This is a genomic window from Thalassotalea sp. PP2-459, assembly GCF_001913705.1.
Taxonomy (GTDB): domain Bacteria; phylum Pseudomonadota; class Gammaproteobacteria; order Enterobacterales; family Alteromonadaceae; genus Thalassotalea_C; species Thalassotalea_C hakodatensis.
On record NZ_MKQD01000052.1, the window covers coordinates 1 to 26,028 of the forward strand.

Sequence of the window (26,028 nt, forward strand, 5' to 3'; positions counted from 1 at the left end):
CACATGAGAGTCTGGGTAACCTGCCGCCGGCAGCTTACCGAGAAAAACTGGAAAATTCTAATTTAGAACTGTGTCATTAATGGGGAAGTGGACAGGATAAATCGTATCGAAAAATTTCTACTGGTATCGGATTAAAAGGCACATCCTCTTTGTTTAATTTAGATAACACCGCCCCATTATCATAGCGTATCTGTAACTCATTAGAGTCGGGATTAAATAGCTCAAGCTCATAGCGGAAGGATTGACCACTGCTAACCCTTGACTCTAAGTATTCGTAACTAGAGATAGAGTTAATAAAATCTAATATTGTAGACTTTCCAGAAGCGTTTTTAGACCCGCAGATGAATGTGACTTTACCAAAGTAAATTTCTTGTTCATCTGAAAATACTGAGCATTCTTTGATTTTTAATGAATTCAACCAAAACAATTGGCGTTGTATACGACCTTGATGCAATTTGATTTTTGTTTCTTGGAGAGCACGCCATGCTTTAAGCTGTTCGGCAGTAAAACCATTACCACTATTTGTATCAATTAATCTCGCATGGATTTTACAAGCCCAAAACCCATTTTCTATATCTCTTAATTCATCATCAGACAATCCACCTTGCCCTCTGGGTCCATTTAAAGATGCACTGAATATATGAGCTGCTTCTCCTATTGAGGAAACAGTATCAGCAGACTCACCAGGTCCTATCGTAATAACATTACAGTTGGGATGACTACACTGATAGCCCGCACGGCCAGCTAAAACGTTTTTAGTTTTAACTAAGAAATTAGTCTTTTTTCTACTCACAGCATTCCTTTTCGTAACAGCATATAACGTCCAATAATGCACCGAAAGGAGCGCAGCGTATTGAGGTCGAATTAATTGGCTTGTTATTTTTCTATTTTAGCCCTATTGCAGCAACAATAGCGGCTATTGCAACACCAATTACTACTTTCCCCCAGCCAGTGTTGTGCCATGCAGGGTCGTCATTTGTTGCGTTACTTATTACAACATCTATACTTGCCGCTTCATTTATAGTCTCAAGTCCAGCGTCCTTTCGCAATTCACGAAGAGCGATTTCTTTTTCTATTTCAGTTTTTAGCTCATAAAATTTTGATCTTAATACTCGATGATCAGAAATAAATAATGCTGATAGAAAAAATACAACAGTTGGAGGAATAAGAACTTTATAGAAAGATAGAATATCTCTCCCTTCAAATGGTATAGCAGGTATCGTTTTCCAAAGATTACTTATAGGAAATATCCATGTTTTTGCAAATAGCCACTTAATTCCAGAATTAATGTTCTGTGCTAAAGGAAAGCCACTTCCATCAGTCCAAATATAGAGTCCTTTTATAACTGTCATCAAAAAATAGGTTACAGCTATGAATGCAACTAAATAAGCAAACCTAGAACGCTTTTTAGATTTTTTGAGCTTATCCGTAAATTTCAATCTATTCTCCTTTTGTGGATAAAAATGTAACGCCGCATTATGGTAATAGCGGCGCTTGGCTATACTTGAGCGTAACGAAAACGCCAAGCGTTGCGAATCACTCCTAAATGCTTTGTTGTGTGTAATATTCAACCAAACCATCAATCATGTCAGAGCTTAACATGCCGTAATGCATATTTAGCCACGCTTTTACTTGACGTATTTTTTTGGGACTCTTTGACTGCTTGGTTAGTACTAAGAACTCTTTTTCTTTACTTAAAATATTGATTACATCAGCTTCAGAGGCATTTTTAACAAAAGATAAATAGTAAGTATCTATTGCTGTACAACATTTAATTAGAAATGTCGTCAACGTCGTTGCTTCTTTTAAAGTAACTTTGTCTGCTCGAAAATCTTCTATAGCCTTGTTAGCATCAAAGTGATAATAATTATCGTGAATTTCCTGCGTCTTACTCTCTAAGTACTGCCTATCTTTGGAAGATATCTGAGCATTAGACTTAGCATGGACTATTTTGTTTCTCCAGTGGCACATTAGCTCGACAAGTATCACCCACTCGCGCTCTATATCCGGAATAGTTTTACAAAATGCAGACACCCTGCGCGCTTTAGAGTCTTTAGACTTCAATGGAACGTTGAAATTTAGACCTGAAGAAGCCCAAAATGGGTCTTTACTTAACTCCGATAAGTACTCGAACAACATTTCAGCATGAAATACTACAGAGGATCGAATCGCGAACCTACGAGCATTCTTAGCTGATACCGAAACATTTACGGGATTCCAAGTGATATTTAACCCACTGGGTGTTACTGAGGATGGAGATAAATGAGATAGTGAAACTGCGATAGTATTAAGGCTATTAATACTTCCTCCAATTTCATCTAACAAATTTTGTAGATAAGCTGATTTAGACATCACATTACCCGTTTATTGGATTGGCGTGGTACTGTCGGGAGTCGAACCCGCTTTTCCAGATTTAAGTTGAACTTTTAGTTTCTGGCGTCTTAATCCAACAGACGATAATACCACTAGGGAAGAATGGTATTACTTTGTGAAAGTTTACTCAAGTTGAATTACACATAACGCTTATTAGCGAGAACTTACAAGGTGCGCTACCTTGTAAAGTAGGAGATAGCATATGAGCCTAAACACTAATAAAGCTTTAAAAAATAAAGTTAAATCAAAGCGTAATATAAATACCAATACTCTACAAGCTTCCTACGCAGTTGCCTCAGTTAACTCGATTAATTAGAGAGTGATAATATTCTCTGACTTGTAATGGGGCAAAAGGGAGTTAGAGCCGAAGATCCGAAAATGGCTGCAAAGCAGTCGTTAAATCGAATTCAGTTGGACGTTAGAACTTATTCGATTGAAGTAATCTGATGTTGGATATCTCAACAAGGTTTTTGTTTCCAACTTTGATATATAAAAATTAGAGCCATTTTTGCTCACCCAAATGCTAGCGTTATTTTTGTTTCCGACTTTCCTCTAACCGAACTGTTCGTTACGAACCATAACTCAGGGTTCATAGACGATTTTCGTATCCAACTTTATTCAACATCTACAGTGCTTTTGTGGGAGAGTAATAAAGTACTCTCTTACAGCTTTTAAGGGGGAGTTTTTTTACTTCCCCATAAGCACGGATTAAAAACTAGATAAAAAGTATGTGCGTAGTATTCATTTAACTATCGAAGTTAAGAGTGCCACTGTCTGTGGCTGTCCTAAATATAAATTTAAGGCACAATCTGAGAATTTGTTCTATGAGCTTTGGTTATGTTATGTAGATTCTATAATCTTTAAGGATTTAGGCTCAACTGTCTGTATTTTTTTACTGATACAGCTCAGGAGCCATCCATCCTCTAACACATCCGTGTTGTATCATTGTCCGAAATCGCTAAAGTAAGTTTAAACCGCTAAACTTTCGGGCCTTTACCCCGTAATGCATTAGCGACTAATGAGATAACTAATAAAGCTACAAAGATAAAAAAGATTATTTTTGCAATACCTGCAGCTGTACCCGCAATACCACCAAAACCTAATATTGCAGCAATAATAGCAATGACTAAAAATGTTAGTGCCCAATTTAACATAAATTTTCTCCTTTATTTTAATGTTTACTGTATCTGTAGATAAGCGATAGTTGTGCCAAAAATAAGCTACTGTTATTTAAGTAATTATTTAAACTATATGAATAAAACAGACTATAAAAAAGTAAAAGTTACAGGGGAAGAGTGTAGTACTTGCACAGTAAAGGGTTAACAGGTTAGGCGTTTTTAAGCGCGAATGTGATCAATCTTCATTAAAATGTTGTTGCAACATAGCTAAGTTAACCGGTTTAAGTAGTGCCTTATCTGCGCCGTGTTGGTTGAGTTCTTGCTGTGTTACATCGTTTCCACTGACAATAGTGATTATGGCGTTAGGCACTTTTGTTTTTAATATGGAACTTAATTGTAAACCATTACCGTCGGGTAAATTCATATCTATTAGTATGTATTGCCAATGAATATCTGTTTCAAGTATCTCGTTCGCTTGTTTAATGTTGTATGCAATTTGAACCTGGTTACCCATTCTACTTAATAATAACGCTGTAATTTCTGCGGAATCTGCATCATCTTCGATCATCAAAACTCGCTGATGCGTATTTTGATGATCTATTTTGTTTTGTGTTGTTGTTTGGTTAGATTTTGCTTTTTGATTTAACGGGTTCAACTGTTGCTTAATTTTTTGATGTAACTCGTATTTATCTATTGGTTTGGGAATAACGTCATTAAACCCTAAGTCGTAGAGTTCTTTTCGTACTCCTCTCATTGTTGCTGCGGTTATAGCAACAATTGGTGTTTCTATACCCATCTCTCTTAGTTGTGCTATTGCCCGCTTACCGTCTAAAACCGGCATATGAATATCCATAAGAACTAAATCATAGGGATTTTTTATATCTTGTGCTGAAACTATTTTTGTAATAGCTTGCTGGCCATTATTAGCGTAATCCACATTAAGATCAAAAGATTGGCAGGCATAGCCTATTAATCGTCTAACATCATTAATATCATCAACAATCAAAACATTGCCTGATAGTTTGCTTAGTGATTTAGTATTTGATTGATAGTCACTACGTTTAAAAGATAATTTTTTTCGTTCAGTAGTTGTAATAATTCCAGGGTCGATAAAAAAAGTAAATTTGCTTCCAACTGCTAATGTTGATTCCACTGAAATACTTCCGCTCATATACTTTAATATTTCACTGCAAATAGACAAACCAAGCCCAGTACCTTCTTCGTTGCGTGACACAATATCTTGCACTTGTTCAAAAGGTTTAAAAATTGTTGATAATAAATTTTCAGGAATGCCAACACCCGTATCGGTAACTGAAAAATATAAACGAGTATTTTCGGGGTCTTCCTCAAGCCATATATCAATTTTTACCGAACCTTGTTGAGTAAATTTGATGGCGTTATGAATAATATTGATCAATATCTGACGTAATCTGAGGGAATCTGTATTAATTTCTACAGGTAACATCGACTTAGTTGATATCTCTAAGTTTATCCCTTTATCTTTTGCCGACATTGACATCAATGTGTATACATCAGCGATAAAGCTATCAAAGGAAATAGGTGAACGGTTTAACTCAAACTTGCCCGCAGCAATTTTTGAAAGGTCGAGCACATTATTTAATAACCCGAGCAAATGTTTGCCGTTGTTTAGTATGGTGGCTAATTCTGGCTGTATTACTTTGTTGCTTTCATCATTTAGCAGTAACTCAGTATAACCAAGTATTGAGGTCAGTGGAGTGCGTAATTCATGGCTTAAATGCGCTAAGAACCTATCTTTTGAGCGGTTCTTCGTTTCAGCTTTTATACGCTCAAGACGTTCATTTTCAATATCTTTTCTAGCTAAAGCATAGCGTATTGCACGGTTAAATCTTGCTCGGTTGAGATCTGACTTTACAAGGTAGTCAACTGCGCCAGCATCTAATGCATTATTATCTAATTCAATATCTACTTGCCCTGTCAGCATAATAATTGGCACTGTGCAGCCTTCTTCGTTGGACTGTTTCAGCACAGATAAACCATTTAGCCCACCGAGTTGATAATCTAATAAGCAAATATCGTGATTATTTTTTTTTAACTGTGCTAAAGCTTCATTAGAGTTATCAACCCAGTCAATGTCGAAGTGATGATTATGCATCTGTTCAAGATAGTCACACGTGAGAATGTAATCATCTTCATCGTCTTCAACCAATAGTATGCGTGTAACTTGTTTAGACATAGTTTAATTTTTTACTTCTGCGTTGTTAGGCTATTGTTGACGTTGCTTGTTAAGCATTATCGGATGGGGGAAGTTCAACAAATTCCACCCAATATTTACCTAACGTTTTCATTAATTCTACTAACCCTTCAAAATTTACGGGTTTAGTGATATACGATGCAGCACCAAGATCATAACCTTTAACCATGTCTTCTTCTTGTTTTGAAGTTGTTAAAATCACAACAGGAATACTTCTAAGTGCCGGGTTTGCTTTTATTTCTTTTAAGGCTTCACGTCCGTCTTTACGGGGCATATTCAAATCAAGTAATATCAAGCCTGGTCTAGGCGCGCTTGCCTGATCTTGAAATTTACCTTGATGCGTTAAATATTCGATGAGCTCAACGCCGTCTTCAACAAAATGAAGTTCGTTTAATACTTTGCTTTCAATTAATGCATCTTGAGCAAGTAAACGATCATCTTCGTCGTCATCAGCCATTAAAATTACAATTGGTGTGCTTTTTCTCATGAAACAGATTCCTTTTAGCTATTTTAAGCGTCTGTTGTTGGTGCTATATAGTTATGGGGTACTCGAATAGTAAATTCGCTACCTTTATTAACTTGGCTTTTAACGGTAATTGTACCGCCATGTCGCTCTATAATTCGTCGACAAACGGCTAAACCTATGCCCGTTCCTTTATAAGCCGTTCTAGCATGCAGACGTTGAAAAGGAACAAACACTTTATCTTCAAATTCTTGTTCAAAGCCAATGCCATTATCACTTACAGTGATAATATGCCATAAAGTTTCAGCGCGTAAAATCGGGTCGATGACTGTTTCTTGATGATGGCTAATATTAATTTGAGGTGCAATATCTTTATGTCTAAATTTAATTGCATTACTGAGTAGGTTTAAAAATAACTGGTTGAGTTGCGTTATATCGCCGTTAATTTCAGGTAAGTCTTGATGTTTTATCGTTGCTGAGCTTTCTTGAATGGCTATTTCTAAATCGTCAATCACATCGGTGAGTACTTGTTCAAGTGATACGGTTACTAACTCTTTTCCACGGGTATTAATTCGTGAATACTCTAATAGATCATTGATTAAATTAGACATACGTGAAGCGGCATTATTCATACGGCTTATGAAATCTAAACCACGTTCGTCTATAACATCGCTATAATTTGTTGTTAGTCTGTCGCCAAAGGCTCTAATTTTACGTAAAGGTTCTTGTAGGTCATGTGAAGCAACAAAGGCAAAATCTTCTAACTCACGGTTACTTCTAGTTAACTCCTCAGAATAAATGGTTAATTCTTTGGTCCGTAAGTTTACCTTTTCTATTAATTCTTTATTTTTATCTTCTAAAGACTGTCGGTGGAGTAATTCATTTCTATAATTAAGTCGAACAAGTACACCAAGGCCAACAAGCAGTAATAAGCTGGTGATCGCAGAAATACTAAAGGTGAATTTTGCTTCTCTTTTGTTAAGTGCCAGCCTTTGATACAAACTATTACGGTAAGCAACTTCACGATCTTTTACTTCGTTAAAGATAGCTTGCATTTCTTTGTATAAATTTCTTCCTCGCCCTGTCAATATCATCGCAATAGCGCGCTTTTCTTTGTTATCTAATGCAAGCTCAACTGTTGTGCTCAGTTCTATCATTTTTATTTCAACTAAGTCAGAGAGTTCAGCTATTTTCTTTGTTTGACTTTTGATGTCAGACTCTAACAGTCGTACTAACGCGATTTGTTTAAAAACTTGCGCTATGGCGTCTTTATAAGGCCTTAAATATATTTCTTCTTCAGTGAGTAAATAACCACGTTGACCAGTTTCTGCTGATAAAACTAAATTGTGCAGTTCGTCTAAATTAAGGATAATTTCGCCGGTGTTGGTCATTTTTTTTTGCACATCGGATAAGTCATCAATGGTTTTTATCGCTAAAAGTACATTAATGGAAATGACACTGATCACGATGATAAAAATGATGGCCCATGATATTTTTTTATTATCTAATAACCTTTTTATATATAACATTATTAGTTGCTTACCTTAGCTTTTAGCCGACTTTGATAATTGCTCAAGCGTGTGGCTACATGTTTGGCATGAAACTAATATTTTGTTTACAGCGTCAAGTGCTTTATCTGTGGGCATATCATTTTCGAGTACTAGTTTAATAAGTTCTGCCTGCATAGATATCCGATTGAGTGGACCACGAGCATCATGAATTAATTGGTTTAAGTCACGCTCTTCTGACTGTTCATTAGTTTGATGATCATTCATTTTGGGTTTCTCCATGCATTGCTTAGTTAATGGTTGTTAGTCTTCTAATTCTCCGTAGGAATGTAAACGGTTGTATAACGTTTTAGTGCTAATACCTAACATTTTGGCGGCGAGTGATTTATTTCCCTCTACATCTTCAAGTGTCACGCGAATTAATTCCTTCTCTACATCTTCAATTGTACGACCCGCACTTAAGCTATGTTGGTTTTCTGAGACAGAAGAGAAAGGTGAGCGGAAGTCTTTTGGCAATGTGACATTTTTTGCATCGGGATCAGACATGATGAATGCTCGATGAATGGCATGACGTAACTCTCTTATATTACCTGGCCAGTCGTAATCGGTGAGGCGTTGTATTTGTTCAGCATTCCATTGATACTCGCGTTGATATTCTTTATTTAATTCATCAAGAAATGCTGCTGCAAGTAAAGGAATGTCTTCTTTTCGTTTTCTTAATGGTGGAATGCTAACGGGGAAAACAGCAAGTCTAAAATAAATGTCTTCTCTTAATACTTTGTTTTCAGCTATCTCTTCAACTGAGCGGTTAGTCGCTGAGATTACTCGGCAGTTTACTTCTACTTCTTTCGTGCCGCCAAGTGGGGTTACTTTATTACTTTCTAGCACTCGTAATAAGTTGGGTTGCATGTCTATTGGCATTTCTGTTATTTCATCTAGAAACAATGTGCCGTTGCCTGCGCGTAAAAATACGCCATCTTTTTTACCAATAGCACCGGTAAACGCGCCTTTTTCATGGCCAAAAAGCTCGCTGGCAATTAAATCTTTAGCCAATGCGCCACAGTTTGTTGCAACCATTTCAGTCTCGTTGCTTATTTCGCTACTCGTTGCATTGTGAATAGCTTGAGCGACAAGTTCTTTACCAACACCACTTTCACCTAATAACATAACGTTAGCTTTGGTTAGCGCAATACGAGATATCATGGTATATAATTCTTGCATTGCTTCAGACTCGCCAATCAGACAGTTAAAGTGTTTTTGAGGCAACCCGCTGTTTGCCTTATCTGTACGAGGGGCTTTAATTGGTTTTTCTTGTGTTAATGCTTGCTCTAAATCTTCACGTTGCAAGGGTTTGGCAATGTAATTAACTTTTGGGCCACATAAACCAGCGAGTAAGCCTTTCACTAACGGGTGGCCTGTTATTAAGGTGATGTAAGGGTCATGGTGAGAATTTTTGAGATGATCTATTAAATGTAAGCCACTACCGTCTGGAAGCATAAAATCTAAAAAAATATGATCAAAGGTATTATTTTCTAACCACTCATAAGCTTCTTTTAAAGAGCCAGCAGTACAAATATCATGACCCAAAAATTCTATAATATGGCAAGCAACTTCGGTAAATTCGGCATCATCATCGACTAATAATATGTTTAACACTTTAATCCCTTAGGTTCTTAAGATGTATCTTGTTACTTGGCTGCAACAATTGAGTCTTTACGAGTGTACCTTATATGTGTGGTGATTGGTGATTATTTCAAGCGTTTTCATCGTTAAAGACAAACTTTATTCTTATTACGAAACAATTAACTAGCGTAAAAATCATTTTTTATCTAAAAATAAAGCTGTTGATATTAAATGTGAATATATTGCCGTTAAGTGGTATAAAGCCCGATGCACATTAAACATCAGGCTTTACGTAAAAGGTCATTATTAATAAAATGTGATTAGTTATAGGTTTCTATCAAAATACTAATCCTTTTGCTGTAATGATTAACCTAGGGCATGCAGGGGGAATACATTTATAATCAATAATTAAAACCTATATTCAAACCCTAATGATGCATGCTTTAAGTCAGTTGAAAAATTAGCATCATCAATATCATCTGTTGCGCTATCTACATCTAAGTCGTTGTCATATAAGGTGTAATCAAGTTTAACGCTCCAGTCTTCATTAATATGATAACTCACACCAAGGCCTGCGAATAAACCTTCATCGTCGTAATCGTTTTTAACGCCGAACACTGAATAATCGGTTTCGTACCACAGTTGTCCACCGCGAACATAAACGCTAACATTATCTGAAATAGGCAGCCCTAATTTAATACCTAAGGTATACCCATCAGTATCAGCATTAGCTAGCTCATTTCCGTAGTTACCAAAATCAATAAAACCACCTTCAATTGCAAAGTGTTTATTAAACCCATAACCTAAAAATGCTTGATAAGCATCTTTGTTATCATCAAAATTATCGTCGCCGTCTGCTCGTAAATAGCCATAGCCTGCTCCAATGTATATTCCTTGTGCGTCAGTATCGTCATTATAGGTTTGAGCTTGAACGTTAGTACTTAATAAACCAGCGGTAATAAGTGATCCTAACAATATTGATTTTTTCATACATTCTCCATTGTTGCTTGTCATTATTTACACTGAATGTTGGTATTCAGATATATCACTATATTCAAACCCCGTGCCAATCCGAAAAGGTAATAAATCGCTATAATATTGCTGATTTAATAGGCAAAGTATCGTGTTTCATGAGATTTTTATAATTCACTATGAAAAAATTACAGGCATTGTGGGGCTTTTGAACTCATGGTTTAAATTACTGTGTAATATGAGCATCAACGTATTAGAAGCGAGTGGTACAATGTTACTATCATTCTGTCATTATTCGACAACTCGCAACTATAATTTTAGGGCCTGTTGATCATTCGTGTTTGTTTAAAAACGATAGATATAAGCTACACTCAAGAAGTCTAATCCTGGGTTCTTAGTATTGAATCCACCATTTGAGTAATGAATATAACGAATGGCAATTTCAGAGTTTTGGTTTTTATCTAAACCAATTAGCAAGCCTAAACGATCTTCAAACTGGTAGTAACTTCCAATATCAACACCGCCAAACTTTTCATTATGTACATAAGCTACACCAATACCAAACTCTAACGTAAGTGGATAATCATTAGAGATGTTAGGTAAGGCTTTTGAAAAAACAGGCGAGAGAGAAATGCCATATGTTGCTTCATTTTTAGCGCTGCCATGTAAATCAAATAGATTGAGGCTTGTTTCCCACGACAAACGTGTATTACCAATTAAAGGAAGGTTTAAATCATAGTTAAAGTCTGGCTTGTAAGCTATACGCATACCATGCATATCACTTGAGCCTGTCATGTATTCAACACTGAATGCTTGTTTGTTTCTATCAGGAAGTTGAGCCGCTGTCGTTTTCGTACTCACTGTAAATATAGTGAGTAGCAGTAAAAACGTTGAGAGAACATTTGTGTGAGATAGTGAATTATATAACGTAGGTTTATAGTTTGTCATTTTGCGAGTTCCGTTAATTAACGAGCGATGACATTATCAAGTTTGCATTCGCTCGAATTGGATTAAATAATCGTGTGTGTAGATTGATTAGCAAATAATAAGCCAGCGCAAAGTTTTTAGTTTTAATAGAAAGATTAATAACATCAACAAAATACGACTACGTAGCGATAATTAAGTGATATCAAAGTACTCTATTTCTTTGATTACCTGTGTGAATTGTTTTTCTATCTTATGGAAATGTTTAATTAATATGAACGGATTACAGCAGTTGTGAAATTTTTACATACTAAAATTCAGTCATTTACTATGATTTTGCAGCATTAGCGTCTATAAACTATGTAGCTTAGGTGCATAATATATCGAAATGTTACGTTAGGTATAATAATTGCTATTTTGAAGTTATAAAGCATTCAGAAAATATAAAAAAGGAAGTGATTATGAACGAAGTTGCGTACTCTGCTTATATGGCATTTTATTTATATTTAGTGATGCTACTCATTCAATGGATGGTAGCTACTTTTACTAAGGCCAAACAACCGAATGCCATTCCAGGAAAAATTAACAGTGAGTTATCTCATCATAGTTTCGTGTTTAGGGCGCATCGAACATTTCATAACACCTTAGAAAACAGTGCCCTATTTATAGCTACGGTTCTCTTCGCCTTCTCGCTTAACTATCAAAGCGCTATCTTTGCAATGTGTGTGTGGGTTTATCTTGCTGCACGCATTGTGCATATGGCTTTATATTATGGTATTGCAACTGAGAAAAATCCGAGTTTGCGTAGTTACTTTTTTTTAATTGGCTTAGCCGCTAATGTTGTTATGTTAATCATGATAGGGCTAAGATTAATGTAGTGGGTATATTGCAAAACATCATTGGTTTAGCTTAGAAAATTTACAAGTAATGCGTCTTTCTAGACATAAAGAATTTATTGAAAATTAGTATTATAACCAAGAGAGCTAAGCCAGTTTTTAGCTTCACTTAGACTGTCAAAATAAGCGATTTCAACTTTATTTGGGATAACTTTATTCATCATCCATTTTGAAATCGCATATTCTTGACCACACACAGCACAATGGCGAAACCCTTTCTCTACACAACGAGTGGCTAGCTCGTTACACATTTCCATTTCTTCAGGAATTTTGATGGGCCAATTGCTTATATCATCGATTACAGCCCATTTTTTATCGTTAAATTCTTTTGCATGCTCAAGTAAAGATTCGCCAAATCGATTTTTGTAACCGTCAAGTGCCCAGTCTTCATCAAAGGTTAATAATAATACATCGGAAGTAGAGCAAATATGGAAATCATCAGTAGACATTGTGCTTCCTTTGTATTAAATAGTTGTATAAAGATTCTATTTCAATGCTTTACGTTAAGATCAAGCAAACCTGTTTGATGTAGAACAACTATATCTGCACACGTTCGCTTATTCTCCCACCTCTGACATCGCTCTGAACTGACTTAATCTTTATGCGAATTGGTATAAATCGAACCTAAAGCAAGGTTCTGATCACATATTGAAGAATACCGCCATGGCGAAAGTACTCAAACTCATTGGGCGTATCGATACGAATATCAGCTTCAAAACTTAAACTAACCTGATCTTGCCTTAAAACGTTCACTTTCACTTGTTTTTGGCCTGCTTCAATCGCTTGAATTGAAAACTGCTCTGTACCGTCTAAATTAAAAGTGTGTGCACCTTCTTCTTGCTTGAATTGCAAAGGTAAAATCCCCATTCCGATTAGATTAGAACGATGAATCCGCTCATATGTTTCAGCAATAACCGCTTTAACGCCTAACAATAATGGTCCTTTAGCAGCCCAGTCACGTGAACTGCCTGTGCCATATTCTTTGCCAGCAATAACTATGGTTGGTATATCGTTAGCTATGTATTGTTGTGCGGCCTCGAATACTGTCATTGATTCACCGTTAGGCTGCTTACGTGTAAAACCACCTTCAGTGCCTGGAGCAAGCTGATTTTTCAACCGAACGTTAGCAAAAGTACCGCGCATCATAATTTCATGATTACCACGCCTAGAACCATAAGAGTTAAAGTCTACTTGCTTTACGTTATTGTCACGTAAGTAGTCAGCAGCAGGAGTATTGTTGCCAATGGAGCCTGCTGGGGAGATATGATCAGTAGTGACGCTGTCTGCTAGCTTTAATAAACAACGTGCATCTTTAATCGCGTTAATTGGCTCTGGTTTTATTGGCATATTTTCAAAGAATGTTGGTTTTTTTACATAAGTACTTTCTGGCCAATTATAAATATCAGCGTTAACCGTCTCTAAATTATTCCAAATATCTCCGCCGTCATAAACGGAACCATACTTTTCTGAAAACATTGTCTTGTTAACGACACGGGTAACAACATCTTGAATATCTTGTTGACTTGGCCATAAATCTTTCAAATACACTGGTTTTCCAGTGTTACTCGTACCAAGTGGCTCTTTAGTAATATCTATTTTCATATTACCTGCTAAAGCATACGCTACTACTAGTGGTGGTGATGCCAAATAATTCGCTTTTACATCAGGGTGTATTCTACCTTCAAAATTGCGGTTGCCTGATAAAACAGATGCTACGGTTAAGTCGCTTTTTTTGATAGCGTCAGAAATGGCATTAGGTAATGGGCCAGAATTACCGATACACGTTGTACAGCCGTAACCCACTAGGTTGAACCCTAATTTATCAAGTGCGTCAGTTAACCCTGCTTTGTTGAGATATTCGGTGACAACCTGCGAGCCTGGCGCAAAACTTGTTTTAACCCAAGGCTTTACTGTTAACCCTATTGCATTGGCTTTTTGTGCTAAGAGTGCCGCTGCAACTAATACAGAAGGATTAGAGGTATTTGTACAACTCGTAATCGCAGCGATGACAATGGCACCTTCATGTAAATCAATGTTTTGTTCATTGTGGCTGTATGATACGCAGGTTTTCTCCCCTATTTTTTCTACGCCGCCTTCACTGTCAAAACGTGCTTTTTGGTTATCATCAGAGGTGATAGCGAGTTCTTTTTGCTCAGATAACCATTCGTTAAATGCATTCGCTGCTTGATTCAAATGTACTCTATCTTGTGGGCGCTTTGGTCCTGCTATAGCAGGAACAATAGCATTTAAATCTAACTTCAGTGTTGCGTGATATTCAACGTGCTCTTGTGCTTCACTTCCCCACATTCCTTGAGCTTTTGAATAAGCTTTAATAATGTCTATTTGCTGCTCTGTACGGCCTGTTAACGCAAGGTAATTGGTCGTTTGTTCATCAACTGGAAACAAACCACACGTCGCTCCATATTCAGGTGACATATTGGCAAGTGTTGCCCGATCCGCCACCGTAAGGTGTTGTACGCCAGCACCAAAAAATTCAACGTATTTACCCACCACACCAAAGGCGCGTAATTGCTGTGTTAAGGCTAATACTAGATCGGTGGCAGTTGTTCCAGGAGGTAATTGACCCGTTAGTTCGACACCCACAACTTCGGGTATAAGCATAGTAACCGGTTGACCTAACATGGCGGCTTCTGCTTCTATGCCACCTACGCCCCAACCGAGTACACCTAAACCATTGATCATGGTTGTATGTGAGTCAGTACCCACTAAGGTGTCAGGATATAGCAGTGGCGTATCTTGCTGCTCATCAACAAAAGTCACGCTCGCTAAGTACTCCAAATTTATTTGGTGAACGATACCTTTTCCTGGCGGTACTACTTTGAAGTTATTAAATGCGCTTTGTCCCCATTTTAAAAACTGATAGCGTTCTTTATTTCGCGCAACCTCAATCTCAGTGTTACGAGCAAATGAATCTGCATTACCGAATTCGTCGACCATTATTGAATGATCAATGACTAAATCGACTGGTTTAAGGGGATTAATTTTATTAGGATCGCCGCCTAAAGCTAACATTGCATCGCGCATAGCAGCTAAATCGACGACGGCAGGCACGCCGGTGAAATCTTGTAATAGCACTCTGGAGGGAACAAAGGCTATTTCAGTGTCAGCAAATGTTGTTGTATCCCACTTGGCTAAGGTTTGAATATCTTCTGGCTGAACATATTGCTTATCACTGTGACGTAACAAGTTTTCTAATAAAATTTTGGCGGTTAGCGGCAACCGTTTAGTATCAAACTGTAATTTAGTTAAGTCGAAGTAATGATAATTTTTACCTCGCACTGTCAATGTCGATAAATGTTGATTCGGTGATGTCATTTCCCTCTCCTTTTTGTCGTTAACAGCGCATTTTGCGAATTAATTACGTTGCAATATTTTTCTGTTTAAGCCTTTATTGTTTTACTACAGAATAGATAAAATAATATTAGCTGTAGTCGGTGTTATTAGCCAAGTTTGAAGACTATTTCATGAATATTAATAATGTTTATCATGCTCTTTATTTTGGGTTTTATTTATCTCTTTTACATACTGTACTGGTTGCGTCCATTATTTTTAGCCTTAGGCGTGTCGCATCTTTTTATGCTCATCCTGTAAGAAAGTAAGCGTTTTCGTGAAGTCTAACGTTAGACTATCGTTGATTTTCATTTAAATTGTTAGGCTCGTTACTACGAGTAAACCAGTTAAATTGACGAACAACAGGTTTATTTTTATTGACTAATCTTTTAGCGCGTAAAAGTCTTGAAAGTTTAAAATTGAAACCTTTCATGTAGATTATTATCCTATCTTCAATAACTGATAAAAACCGCGCCTAATTTGGCGCGGAGGAACGTAAAAAGTAATGAATTACTGGCTACTAAGTCTTAAGATTTAAGTTTATCAACGACATTTGTTACATCGTCAGTATTCTTAGCAATTGCAACAGCAAGATCTCGTTCTGAGTCTGACTCTATTTTTCCTGAAAGTGTTACTTCTCCGTTTTTAACTTCTACTTCAATATCTAATCCGCTTACTTGTGATTCAAACAATAATCTGGTTTTGACCACGGTTTCTATTTTAGAGTCTTTCAGACTTTGCATCATTTCAGTGTCTTCATCTGACTTACTATCAATAACGGTTAATTTGTTGTCTACTTTCTCAACCCCTTCAAGCGAAGCCACAAGTTCTTCTGCTAACGCTTTATCGACAGAGTTATTAACCTTACCCGTTAAAATAACAGTTCCGTTTTTTACGTCCGTATTTATATCGAAAGAATTCAAATTCCCATTAAAAAGCAATGTTGATTCGGCTTTGCCATCAATCCATGCGTCTTTCGCGCCATCTTTCCAAGTGTTTTCTGCACTCACATTTAAAGAAGTGGTACTAATAACGGCTGCAACAATAATTGAAATAGTTGATTTTTTCATAACTTTTCTCCTGTTAAGTCTACACTTAGGATGCGATTTTGATGCCACAACTAACTTATTGAAAATAATATATTATTTATTTATTGTTGTGGATGAAAGTAGGGATAATGAGTAACTATTACTTATCGTTCAGTAATAGTTACACGTGGAAATTTTTCGTTGCACACCACAACATGTTAGCGAGGAATAGATCGATTAGAATGATGCGGTTATTTATGATTATTTTTTTTGGTTAGGCTCTAAATGTTGGCTGTCTTTTTTAGGCGCTGTTGAAACGCTACCACCCGTAAGCGCTATTCTCATGGCAGTTTCAACACTTATATCCAGAGGCGTTAATTGGCTTTTATCTATATATAAAGTGTAACCTCCTATTTGATAACTCAGTGGGATATATACACCTAATTTATTATCGTTGTTAAATAGTTCTTTCGCGCTTTCGTGACTAGTAACAAAGCCAATTAAATGTATGCTGTCATTAATTTTTACTGAGACCACACTTTGCATTTTTTGTTGTTTGTTAATATTTATTAAATTCACAGCATCTTGAATAGCACCATAAATAGTTTTTACTACGGGGATCTTTTCTAATAACTCCCCGCCTAATCGAATTAATGATTTTACAATATAAGCGTTTACGGCTAAGCCAACGAAAAACAGAATGACCAATCCCAAGAAAAGCCCTAAACCTGGATAATAAAATTCTTCTGGAATAAAAGGGGTTAAACTTGATTCAATAGTCGTCACAAGCCAAACGAGAAAGTAAAAGGTTAACGATATAGGGAGTAACGCTAAAAGCCCCTGCATAATTAATACGGTAATTTTTTTAGACATTAGTTTCCTTATTTACTGCATATGATTTTCATGTGTTTATTAGCGATTTAACATTTGCATAAATTGACATTTTCTTGATTCAGCAATCGGTTAGCATTTATGGCTACGAATTATTGATGTTTAGTACTCCAGATTCATGGGCTTTTTTTAGTGCTTTAAGTTGATGACGGTTTAACCCTGCGGTTTTTCTAACACCTTGAATTGCTTCAAGTGCTTGTGTAATTGAGGAGTCTTTGTTTTTACTTAATAAATAAGCAGCGACAATAAAAACAGAACGACCACGGCCTAATGCGCAATGAACAACAACACTATGTTGCTCAATATGTTTATTAATCCAATTAATTGCTTGTATTAATTGTTCATTGGTTGGGCTTTGATGGTCTAATACTGGCAAGTTTAAATAATCAAGGTTTTCATCGTTGGCTGACCAATCTAACCCGTCAAACTCTGCTGTTACGTCTAAAATAGCCCGTATGCCATTATCTTTAAGTTCGATCATGTCAGAATGAAATAACCGACAAGCAAGAAATACATTATTGTCTATTTTCTGTATTGCAGGTACAGAGTCATTCTTGCGAGCCCACACATTGTATAATTGTGCTCCAAGTAAAAAAGGTATGAATAACCAGCGAATATAAAAAGGAATTGAACCGTCTTCTTTTTTCCTAAAAATACTTGGGCGCTTAAGTACATACGCTGTGGAAACTGCAGCTAATGAGAGGCTAGTCCAATACAACAAAATACTATAAAGGGTATTAGCCACATAATGCCCTGCAAAAAATGTCAGGCAAGCGCCAGCGATGTAATAATAAACAATTCCCATATATCCTCTTAACTTCATTAAAAACCTAAGTACGCATTTATACGCTTTATTTGAGATGTTTTTACCGCACTATTTTTATTCATGCGAACTGGTATTGGTTTTTGGGCCATTATCTGCCACGTATGCTCCTCTTTCACCTTGTGGTTTTTCATCGCCTATTGTTGTGTCTTTTAGCGTCTGTAGTTCTGCTGCGGCATTTATTTCTGCACCAAGTAAAATGGTGTAGGTAGTAACGTAAAACCACATTAATAGAATTATCACTCCTCCCATTGAGCCATATGTTTCGTTGTAACCTGCGTATTCTGTGATGTACAGATTAAAAAGGAATGAACCTGTTAACCAAAGCAAAGTAGCCATCAGTGCACCTGGAGTCACCCAGCGCCACTTAGCAGATGTTCGATGTGGCGCATATTTGTAGAGGTTAGCAAGAGATAAATAAAAGGTTAATAACAATAATGGCCATGTTATTAGGTTTAATATTTTTTGACTTGATTCATTTATATAACTAAATATTAATGGAATGCCTACTAAAAGTAACAGCATGAGTAGCATAAGTAATATGGTTGCTAGCGTTAGTAAAACACGAGCTATAATCATTTTAATGAATGAACGGCTTTTACTCTCTTGATAAGTGATATTGCAAGCTGTAATTAGGGCTACAGAGCCTTTACCTCCACTCCAAAGAGCTAATATAAAACTAACCATAAAACTCAGATTCAATGTGCGATCATCCGTTGTCACTAAGTTTTCAATGTGTCCCTCTAAAATGGCTCTGCTTTGCTCAGGAATAACACCTACCAGCATATTGATATGTTGGGAGAGTGTAACTTGGTCAACAAAAAGGCCATACATTGATACGAGTGCTGCAAGTAGGGGAAATACTGCTAGCAAAAAATAAAAAGCAACTCCTGCAGCAATAAGGGGCATGTTGTCGCGTTGCACTTTGTGGAAAACCCGCTTAGTTATATGACACCAACTTTTAATTGAAAAGCTTTGTGGGTGTGTAACCGAGTGTTCTGATGTCATACGGATGCCTTGTTTTATTTAAACGGATACGTTTGAATTTCGAGCAAGCATTAGTTGTTAAATTTAGGGTTTCATGCTTTATAAGCAATTACTCGTTGTGTATTGCCATTACTGAGGTTATCGGGAGAACAGCCACGTAAATCAGAAATGAAATAGTTTTTGCTTTAGGGGAAAGGATTCATAGTGTCTAAACATTACGAACCCTAACAATGTATCTGATTGCCACTTAATTATCTGCCGCATCTTGAACGGCTTCACCAGCAGATTCTATATCCTTTCCTGCCCCTTCAATCGTTGCACATGCACTTACCGAAATAGCAAAGATAGTGAGCATTAATACTGATTGTAATTTGATTAATAATTTACTTGGTTTCATTTTAAGATCCTTAGTTATGTATAGTTCTCTTTGTTATGTCCAACGGATATTTATTAATCTATGCAGTGGTAAACCTTTATAAAATATCGGTATTTTATATTCTGCGTTTAACATTGCCTTGAAGCCGGACAAAATACATTTCTTTAGGCTATCAAGTGTCATGCCATTATTTAGTTTGTTGATTTTTAATAATAAAATTAATTTCTGTAAAAAATATCAGTGCTTGTTGTGTAAATATTATAGACGAATGTGTCAGGTTTTCACTTTGCGATAAGTATTCTACGTTCGTATCATTTACAGGGCGGGATTTTGTAATTGTTAAGGTATTCAGGAAAAATCTTCTGACCATGCAATAAATTTATGATAGCTAACACAACCTTAAGAGCTCGCTGAACGTTGCAAGGTCATATAGCACACAATTTTGGATTCACACCCAAGTGCTTTTTGTACATTTCTAAACTTGTGGTGCTATTTTTGCTTTTACTAAGAGATTAACGAAGTGTTTAAAATGATCTCCTTAAAATAAGTAAAAGGTCGGTAATATGCAAACTCAATTTATATTTGATAACTTAGCCCAGTTTGTTTATATCGTGATTGAAAAATTACCTGCTATTTTTGTGGGGATTTTAATATTTCTGATATTTTTTTGGTTATCAAAGCCGATTGCTGGTTTTGTCGCCAAGCCTTTTATTAAACCAAGCATTAGTCAATTAATGCAATTGGTGATCCGAAGAACAATCAGTATTTTAATTGTTCTGGTTGGGTTGTATATATTTTTACATTTAGTAGGCCTGACTCAGTTTGCTATTGCGATTCTAAGTGGTACAGGTGTACTTGGGCTTATTATTGGTTTTGCCTTTAAAGATATTGCTGAAAACTTTCTATCAAGTTTGCTTTTAAGTGTTCAACGGCCTTTTAAACTCGGAGACATTATAGAAGTTGATGGATATTTAGGGATGGTAAATAAAATGACCTCACGAGCGACTACTTTGGTTGACCTAAACGGTGATCATATTCAACTACCTAATGCGACTATCTATAAGAACGCGATACGTAATCTCACTGCAAATCCAAATATTCGTTGCACTATTGATATTGGTATAGGATATGACGCTAATGTTGATTATGCACAATCTCTAGTCGCAGAGGTTATGCAAAAACAGCAAGCTGTTTTGAATGATCCAATACCTCAAGTGCTTGTAGATTCATTGGGGTCATCAACGTGTAATTTACGACTGTATTTTTGGATAAATAGCGAGGTTAACAGCAAACAGAAAGTTGCGTCAGTATTAATGAAAAGCGTTGTTGAAGTCTTTATGCAAGAAGGTATTTCGATGCCAGATGATGCACGAGAAAGAATTATTTTAACATCAGAAAAAGGTGACACTACACCTCAAATTAAACAAGATGCCCCTAACACAACTACCGATAATATATCGCATCATAATTATCATGATGATGATACCAGCAGTGACCATGACGATATTAGAGAGCAAGCGGTAAACTCAAGAGATCCAGAAGAAGGCGACAATATTCTATAACGTGATTATCATTTATTTTATTCATTAATCAGGTGGACATGCATTTAGCGCATATGCAAGTTAGCTCAATTTGATGGGTGCATAATTGATAGCCGAATCTTGTTACTTCGTCGGTAAGACATTCTTCTATAGCATGATTAATTGGTAATTCTTGCACTTGTTGACACTGCTGACAAAATAAAAGTTGTGTTACATCATGATCTTTTTCATTGTCTATGAAAGCACAAGCCACAAATTTATTAGCGACGTTTATTTTATGGACTAAGTGGACTTTTACTAGGTAATCTAATGTTCGATAAACAGACATCGGCGCCATTTTTTCACTGTATGTATTTTCAAATAGTTCAATCAATTCATAGGCTGATTGTGCTCTTTCTGTATTAAGTAAAAGGGATAGCACTTGTTGCCTTATCGGTGTGAGTTTACTGCCGTGACGTTCACAGTGAGCTTCAGCTATCCTCAGTTGCTCTTCTGAGGTTTTTACTTTATGAGCAAAGGTGCATTGGGTCATAATGAATGAGTAGAATCTGCTGGTTTTTCTAGGTTATTGTTATGTCAAACAACAGCATTTTTATGTCAGTACCTGCCATAGCACTATACTGCTGTTAACAAGTCAGGTGTCACTGTGAATCGTGACACCTGACTTAAGACACGATTAGTGGTCGTGTTCTTCACCTTCTTCAGCAATCCCTAACCAAGAAATTTTGGCAGGTGCAAAATTTAACTCGATATCACCTTCAATTTCCATGTCTTCAATATGAACCTGAAGAATATGTTGGGCAATAGGATCAGAAATGTAAGCGTAATGAGCGTTTTGGGCAACGGTCATGCTAAATGACATTCCGTCTGGCATGGTTGATACATCTTGTTCTGAAATATCAATACGTCCTTCAAATTCCCACTCCATATGACCATCATGTGAGTGTTGCGTTAATACTGTTAGATATCCTTGATTGTCTAAGATTAAGAAATGCTCGCCTTCGAATGCAAAAGCATAGGCAACTGGTGATGCGTCAGGCATTGGTTGCCAATCAATGGTTTCCATTTCATTGTCTTCAGGATTAAGTGTCACTAGTATCGCTTGACCGCCACCGTGTGCTGAGGCGATACCGACAAAGGTTTCACTTGCTTCATGACCATAAATAGTGCCAATACGTAGACCATTGAGTTCATTGATATTAGCTATTTTTTCAGCTTCGTATTCGTCGTTATGCTCGTGTGCAACTAATACCCCATCGCCACAACCAAATGCAACAAATTCATGATTTTGTGCTGCACCGTGTAAGTCAGGGCAAGTAATATCTAACGTCTGTTCAAGTTCATATTCGCCATCGTGAAAATGATAAACCCCTACTTGATCCGGAAGTACTTTTGCGTTTGACGTACTGTCGGTGTCGTCACGACGTATAGTGGACAACAAATGCTCACCTCGTGGTTCAGCAACACCATGCATGTTTATGCTGTATTCAATCCCTGGTAGTTCAGAGGTTTCGTTATTAATATCAATATCTGTTAATACTTGTACAGCGGCACTTGTTCCTATATTAGCATCACCGTCGTAGAAAACTGCCATTTGACCGTCATGATTAACAACATGAGTTGGACGACTACCCATTAAGGTATAATCACTCATTTCAGGGGCTTGCTCATAATCGTGTAGATGTGCACCATGATCTTCGCGCCATAAACCACTATCGATAAAGCCGATACTGTCGTCATTACGGTTGACGATGACAGCATAACGATAGCCTGCCGAAGTGGTAAGGGAATTCGAATCAAATGTCAGTGCAAATGATTCAAGCAAAGTATTGTCATCGAGATCAAAAATTGCCGCTTCTGCGCTTTCAGCTGACAGTACCGCCAATCGCCCCATAGATTCTATGGTATATCCGTCGCCATGATCATGATCATCATCATGGTCATCTTCAACTGCAATAGGTTCTTTTTCGACAATATTGGTTTCGGCATCGCCACAACCAGAAAGCACTAAGCTACTGATTGTTAAGGCAAGTAAGTTAAGTTTAAATGAATTTGTCATGTGTAATTCCTTGAAAATTATTATTTGATAAAAATTAGAAGTAGCCTCGAACACCTACGGAAAAACTTCGCCCTGGGCGTGGTGCAATATCTTTAAGAAATGAGCTATGTACCCTAGCTTCTGTATCCGTTAGATTGCTGCCTTTTACATAAAGAGAAATATCGTGATTCAGTATGGGTAAGTCATAAGAAATACTTGCATCAACAAGTGTGTAACCGTCAGTTTCTGTTTCATACGAAGATATTTTGTCTTGTTTTTGGTAACGAGTAATATCTAAATGCGCACTAAGTTTTTCGTTGGTATAGCTTAAATTTGTACCAATTCTTAATGGTGGCGTACGAGGTAGGTCACCCCCATCTTGTAATTTTACTCTGACATAATCAGAAAAAACCGTGGCTTTAATTTCATCTGTCGCTTGCCAAGCTATTTGTGCTTCAAACCCTTTGAGCGTTACGTCGTCGGTTTGAAACATATATACAGGCAGTTCATCTGAATGTTCATCATCGCCGTGGTCATGACCATGGTCTTCGTGTCCGCTTTCAGCAAACAACCCTGTATTTATTTGATAATAATAGTTATTAATTTTGTTATAAAAGGCGTTTAGCACAAAGGCAACATCACCTTGAGTTTTGCGAAAGGTGAGATCAATATTGTTTGCCGTTTCTAAATCGATCACTTCATCTGTTAAACCGATGTGACTTTCGTCATCGTGTTGATGGCGCGCAAATAACGCACCAATTTCATAACTACCTGTACCAATATGCGGGCCGAATGACAGCAATTCGGTAGCAGAAGGGGCACGCTCTGATCGAGAAAGTGAAACACCAACATTATACCCAGGTGTAAAATTCCACACTAAGCCTGTTGATACGGTTACCGGAGTAAATTCGTGGTCGACAGAAAATACTCGTATGTAATCCTCATCATTATTATGACCATGATCATTATGTTCATCGTCATGAGCATGTGCTGCTAATTCTGGTAATAACACATCACTTGCATCTAAGGTTACTCGTTCAATACGAGCGCCTAATTGTAATAACACATCATCATTTATGTGGCGTTCCTCCATGAGTGCTAAGGCGAATGTCTCATTCTCAGAAGGCGGAGTAAATGCTTCAGCACCTTGTGCCGCAACATCACTATTTTTGTAATGTAAGCTTATACCCCCTTTCCAATGTGAAAGTGGCTGATGTAAAAAATCTAGTTTGATTTCTTGGGTTTCGTTTTCAAAGACAGTGCCTATTTCACCATGTTCGATTTCAGAATGTTGATAATCTGTAAAGCCAGCACGAAGCTTGACTTGGCGCAGCCAGTTGCCTGTAACATTGAATTCACCTTGTAATTGAACGCGCGTTTGTTCTAAATCGGCATACACACTTTCATCTTCTGCAGCTTCATTATCGTGATCATGCCCGTGATCATGGTCGTCATCGCCATCTCCGCCATGGGTATGGCCAGGAATGCCGTACTCACGATTAAATTCTTCAACAGAAAAGCCTAAGTAACCGTTATCAAAAAGGTAGCTAGCGCCAATGGTTATACCATTGGATTCTTCCGCACTGTTTTCAACGACAAATGAATCATTGTGATCATCCTCTAATTCTGGGGCAACAGGTACTTCATAATCATCAGATTCTCGCCAATAACCATCAACATAAAATGCAAAAGATTCTGTGCCTGTTGTGGCATTAAAAGAAGCGAGCTTTTTATGGTCCGCTGAATTTGTTTCAAGCGACCATTCGCCACGTGTTGTGCTGTCAGTAGGTACCCGTCCATCAACAACATTCACCACGCCACCCACTGCGCCACTACCGTAGAATAAAGTTGCTGGTCCACGTAACACTTCTATTTGTGTTGCGGTTGATGCTTCAGTTGCTACTGCGTGATCAGGCCCAACGCGTGATACATCACTAACATCTAGGCCATTTTGGCTGATCATAACCCTAGGGCCGCTTAAACCACGAATAATCGGCGTGCTGGCAACATTGGCATGAAAATTTGTATGAACACCGACAGTTTTTTCTAAGCTGTCTCCGAGTGTTGAAGCTTGTTGGCGACGTAACGTTTCACCCGCTAATACGGTAACCGGCGACGCTGACTCCATCACTGACATATGCACAGGTGAGCTGACAACATCAATCACTTCAATCGGTGAACGATTGAGCGTTAACGTGAGTTGGTTGATATCTTCAGAGATTGCAACGCCTTTAATTAAGTGCGCGAAGCCGTTGGCCGTTACATGTAACTCTTTTGTACCTGTGGCTAAATTGTTGATGACAAAGCGGCCGTTATTGTCGGTTGTCGTGGTAATCGCTGTACCTTCAACTTCAACCTTTGCGCCAACAATTATGTCACCTTTGCTATTAATAACCGTTCCTTCAATTGTTTGTGCGAACAAACTAGCAGGCAATAAGCTGCCCACAAGAACTGCTACCTTTGATATTTTGAACATTAGATCTCCAATAGAGTGATATTAACTATAAGTGTTATGATATAACATTATTATTGTTAAATGTTATGATATAACATATCTAATGTAAACAGGAGACCTCTGTAAAAATGAGTAATTTACATTATTGCTAGGTGGTTCTGTATCAAGAAAATTGACTTTAAGGTATGGGAAAATTTTGAACTGTTATAACTGTATAATATTGATAAATTTATTATTTTTTAATTGGTTAATAAGGTCTTGCGATGTAAAAGCAACAAACAGTAAGGTTTGATAACTGAACGGCTTTCCTACAAAGATATTAATTAATCTAAAATGAGGGTGAACTAAATCTTGCTAAGTAATGTGAAAGATAACACTATTATGCCTTTATCAATTGACTATAATGAGCATTTATTGATAAATGAATA

General features: G+C 37.1%; 22 protein-coding genes and 1 pseudogene. 2 read left to right on the forward strand and 21 right to left on the reverse strand.

Translation table 11 applies throughout. The annotated features are described in order from the left end of the window. Positions 1-76: 76 nt before the first annotated feature. From BI291_RS12830 to BI291_RS12880, 11 genes are all read right to left on the reverse strand, one after another. Positions 77-793 (reverse strand): ATP-binding protein, encoded by a 717-nt coding sequence (locus BI291_RS12830; protein ID WP_074499173.1) that lies wholly within the window; start codon positions 791-793, stop codon positions 77-79. A gap of 91 nt (positions 794-884) precedes the next feature. Then, complete coding sequence (locus BI291_RS12835; protein ID WP_175573127.1) at positions 885-1,439, reverse strand: hypothetical protein; 555 nt, start codon at positions 1,437-1,439, stop codon at positions 885-887. Between the two features lie 103 nt (positions 1,440-1,542). Then, the gene (locus BI291_RS12840) at positions 1,543-2,352 is read right to left on the reverse strand and encodes a hypothetical protein (RefSeq protein ID WP_074499175.1); all 810 of its coding nucleotides are present in this window, start codon (positions 2,350-2,352) and stop codon (positions 1,543-1,545) included. A 998-nt stretch (positions 2,353-3,350) separates the two neighbouring features. Beyond that, the gene (locus BI291_RS12845; protein WP_074499176.1) at positions 3,351-3,527 is read right to left on the reverse strand and encodes a DUF1328 domain-containing protein; all 177 of its coding nucleotides are present in this window, start codon (positions 3,525-3,527) and stop codon (positions 3,351-3,353) included. A gap of 199 nt (positions 3,528-3,726) precedes the next feature. Continuing rightward, positions 3,727-5,706: a response regulator gene (locus BI291_RS12850; RefSeq protein WP_074499177.1), complete on the reverse strand. Its 1,980-nt coding sequence runs from the start codon at positions 5,704-5,706 to the stop codon at positions 3,727-3,729. Between the two features lie 49 nt (positions 5,707-5,755). Then, on the reverse strand, positions 5,756-6,211 hold the full coding sequence (locus tag BI291_RS12855; RefSeq protein WP_074499178.1) for a response regulator: 456 nt from the start codon (positions 6,209-6,211) through the stop codon (positions 5,756-5,758). 23 nt (positions 6,212-6,234) lie between these two features. Beyond that, positions 6,235-7,716 (reverse strand): ATP-binding protein, encoded by a 1,482-nt coding sequence (locus BI291_RS12860; protein ID WP_074499179.1) that lies wholly within the window; start codon positions 7,714-7,716, stop codon positions 6,235-6,237. Positions 7,717-7,731: 15 nt separating this feature from the next. Next, positions 7,732-7,962, reverse strand: coding sequence for a histidine kinase (locus BI291_RS12865; protein ID WP_074499180.1), 231 nt, complete (start codon positions 7,960-7,962; stop codon positions 7,732-7,734). Between the two features lie 36 nt (positions 7,963-7,998). Next, entirely contained in the window at positions 7,999-9,351 is a 1,353-nt protein-coding gene (locus BI291_RS12870; protein WP_074499181.1) for a sigma-54 dependent transcriptional regulator, read from the reverse strand. Positions 9,352-9,726: 375 nt separating this feature from the next. After that, on the reverse strand, positions 9,727-10,308 hold the full coding sequence (locus tag BI291_RS12875) for a porin family protein (RefSeq protein WP_074499182.1): 582 nt from the start codon (positions 10,306-10,308) through the stop codon (positions 9,727-9,729). 327 nt (positions 10,309-10,635) lie between these two features. Then, positions 10,636-11,238 (reverse strand): acyloxyacyl hydrolase, encoded by a 603-nt coding sequence (locus tag BI291_RS12880; protein WP_083602051.1) that lies wholly within the window; start codon positions 11,236-11,238, stop codon positions 10,636-10,638. 437 nt (positions 11,239-11,675) lie between these two features. Here BI291_RS12880 and BI291_RS12885 point away from each other — a divergent pair, with 437 nt between their 5' ends. Next, entirely contained in the window at positions 11,676-12,092 is a 417-nt protein-coding gene (locus BI291_RS12885; protein ID WP_074499183.1) for an MAPEG family protein, read from the forward strand. Positions 12,093-12,166: 74 nt separating this feature from the next. Here the strand turns inward: BI291_RS12885 and BI291_RS12890 are convergent, their stop codons facing one another. From BI291_RS12890 to BI291_RS12920, 7 genes and pseudogenes are all read right to left on the reverse strand, one after another. Then, positions 12,167-12,559 carry a hypothetical protein gene (locus BI291_RS12890; RefSeq protein ID WP_074499184.1) on the reverse strand — a complete coding sequence of 131 codons (393 nt, stop codon included), beginning with the start codon at positions 12,557-12,559 and terminating at the stop codon, positions 12,167-12,169. A gap of 175 nt (positions 12,560-12,734) precedes the next feature. Further along, positions 12,735-15,446: an aconitate hydratase AcnA gene (gene acnA, locus BI291_RS12895; protein WP_074499185.1), complete on the reverse strand. Its 2,712-nt coding sequence runs from the start codon at positions 15,444-15,446 to the stop codon at positions 12,735-12,737. A gap of 542 nt (positions 15,447-15,988) precedes the next feature. Beyond that, entirely contained in the window at positions 15,989-16,531 is a 543-nt protein-coding gene (locus BI291_RS12900) for a BON domain-containing protein (protein ID WP_074499186.1), read from the reverse strand. Between the two features lie 219 nt (positions 16,532-16,750). Continuing rightward, entirely contained in the window at positions 16,751-17,362 is a 612-nt protein-coding gene (locus BI291_RS12905) for a DUF502 domain-containing protein (RefSeq protein ID WP_074499187.1), read from the reverse strand. Positions 17,363-17,471: 109 nt separating this feature from the next. Further along, a pseudogene (locus tag BI291_RS12910) lies at positions 17,472-18,185 on the reverse strand (dual specificity protein phosphatase family protein); the annotation flags it as partial. A gap of 75 nt (positions 18,186-18,260) precedes the next feature. Further along, positions 18,261-19,211 (reverse strand): YihY/virulence factor BrkB family protein, encoded by a 951-nt coding sequence (locus BI291_RS12915; RefSeq protein WP_074499189.1) that lies wholly within the window; start codon positions 19,209-19,211, stop codon positions 18,261-18,263. Between the two features lie 226 nt (positions 19,212-19,437). Next, positions 19,438-19,587, reverse strand: a complete 150-nt coding sequence (locus BI291_RS12920) for an entericidin A/B family lipoprotein (RefSeq protein ID WP_074499190.1) — start codon at positions 19,585-19,587, stop codon at positions 19,438-19,440. A 542-nt stretch (positions 19,588-20,129) separates the two neighbouring features. On the opposite strand from BI291_RS12920, the gene BI291_RS12925 reads away from it, so the two are divergent. Then, entirely contained in the window at positions 20,130-21,128 is a 999-nt protein-coding gene (locus tag BI291_RS12925) for a mechanosensitive ion channel family protein (protein WP_083602052.1), read from the forward strand. A gap of 28 nt (positions 21,129-21,156) precedes the next feature. Here the strand turns inward: BI291_RS12925 and BI291_RS12930 are convergent, their stop codons facing one another. From BI291_RS12930 to BI291_RS12940, 3 genes are all read right to left on the reverse strand, one after another. After that, positions 21,157-21,639: a Fur family transcriptional regulator gene (locus tag BI291_RS12930; protein WP_074499191.1), complete on the reverse strand. Its 483-nt coding sequence runs from the start codon at positions 21,637-21,639 to the stop codon at positions 21,157-21,159. A gap of 144 nt (positions 21,640-21,783) precedes the next feature. Further along, a complete protein-coding gene (locus BI291_RS12935; protein WP_074499192.1) occupies positions 21,784-23,166 on the reverse strand; it encodes a 5-methyltetrahydrofolate--homocysteine methyltransferase in 1,383 nt (460 codons plus the stop codon). A gap of 34 nt (positions 23,167-23,200) precedes the next feature. Beyond that, positions 23,201-25,621 (reverse strand): TonB-dependent receptor, encoded by a 2,421-nt coding sequence (locus tag BI291_RS12940; protein WP_074499193.1) that lies wholly within the window; start codon positions 25,619-25,621, stop codon positions 23,201-23,203. Positions 25,622-26,028: the final 407 nt, after the last annotated feature.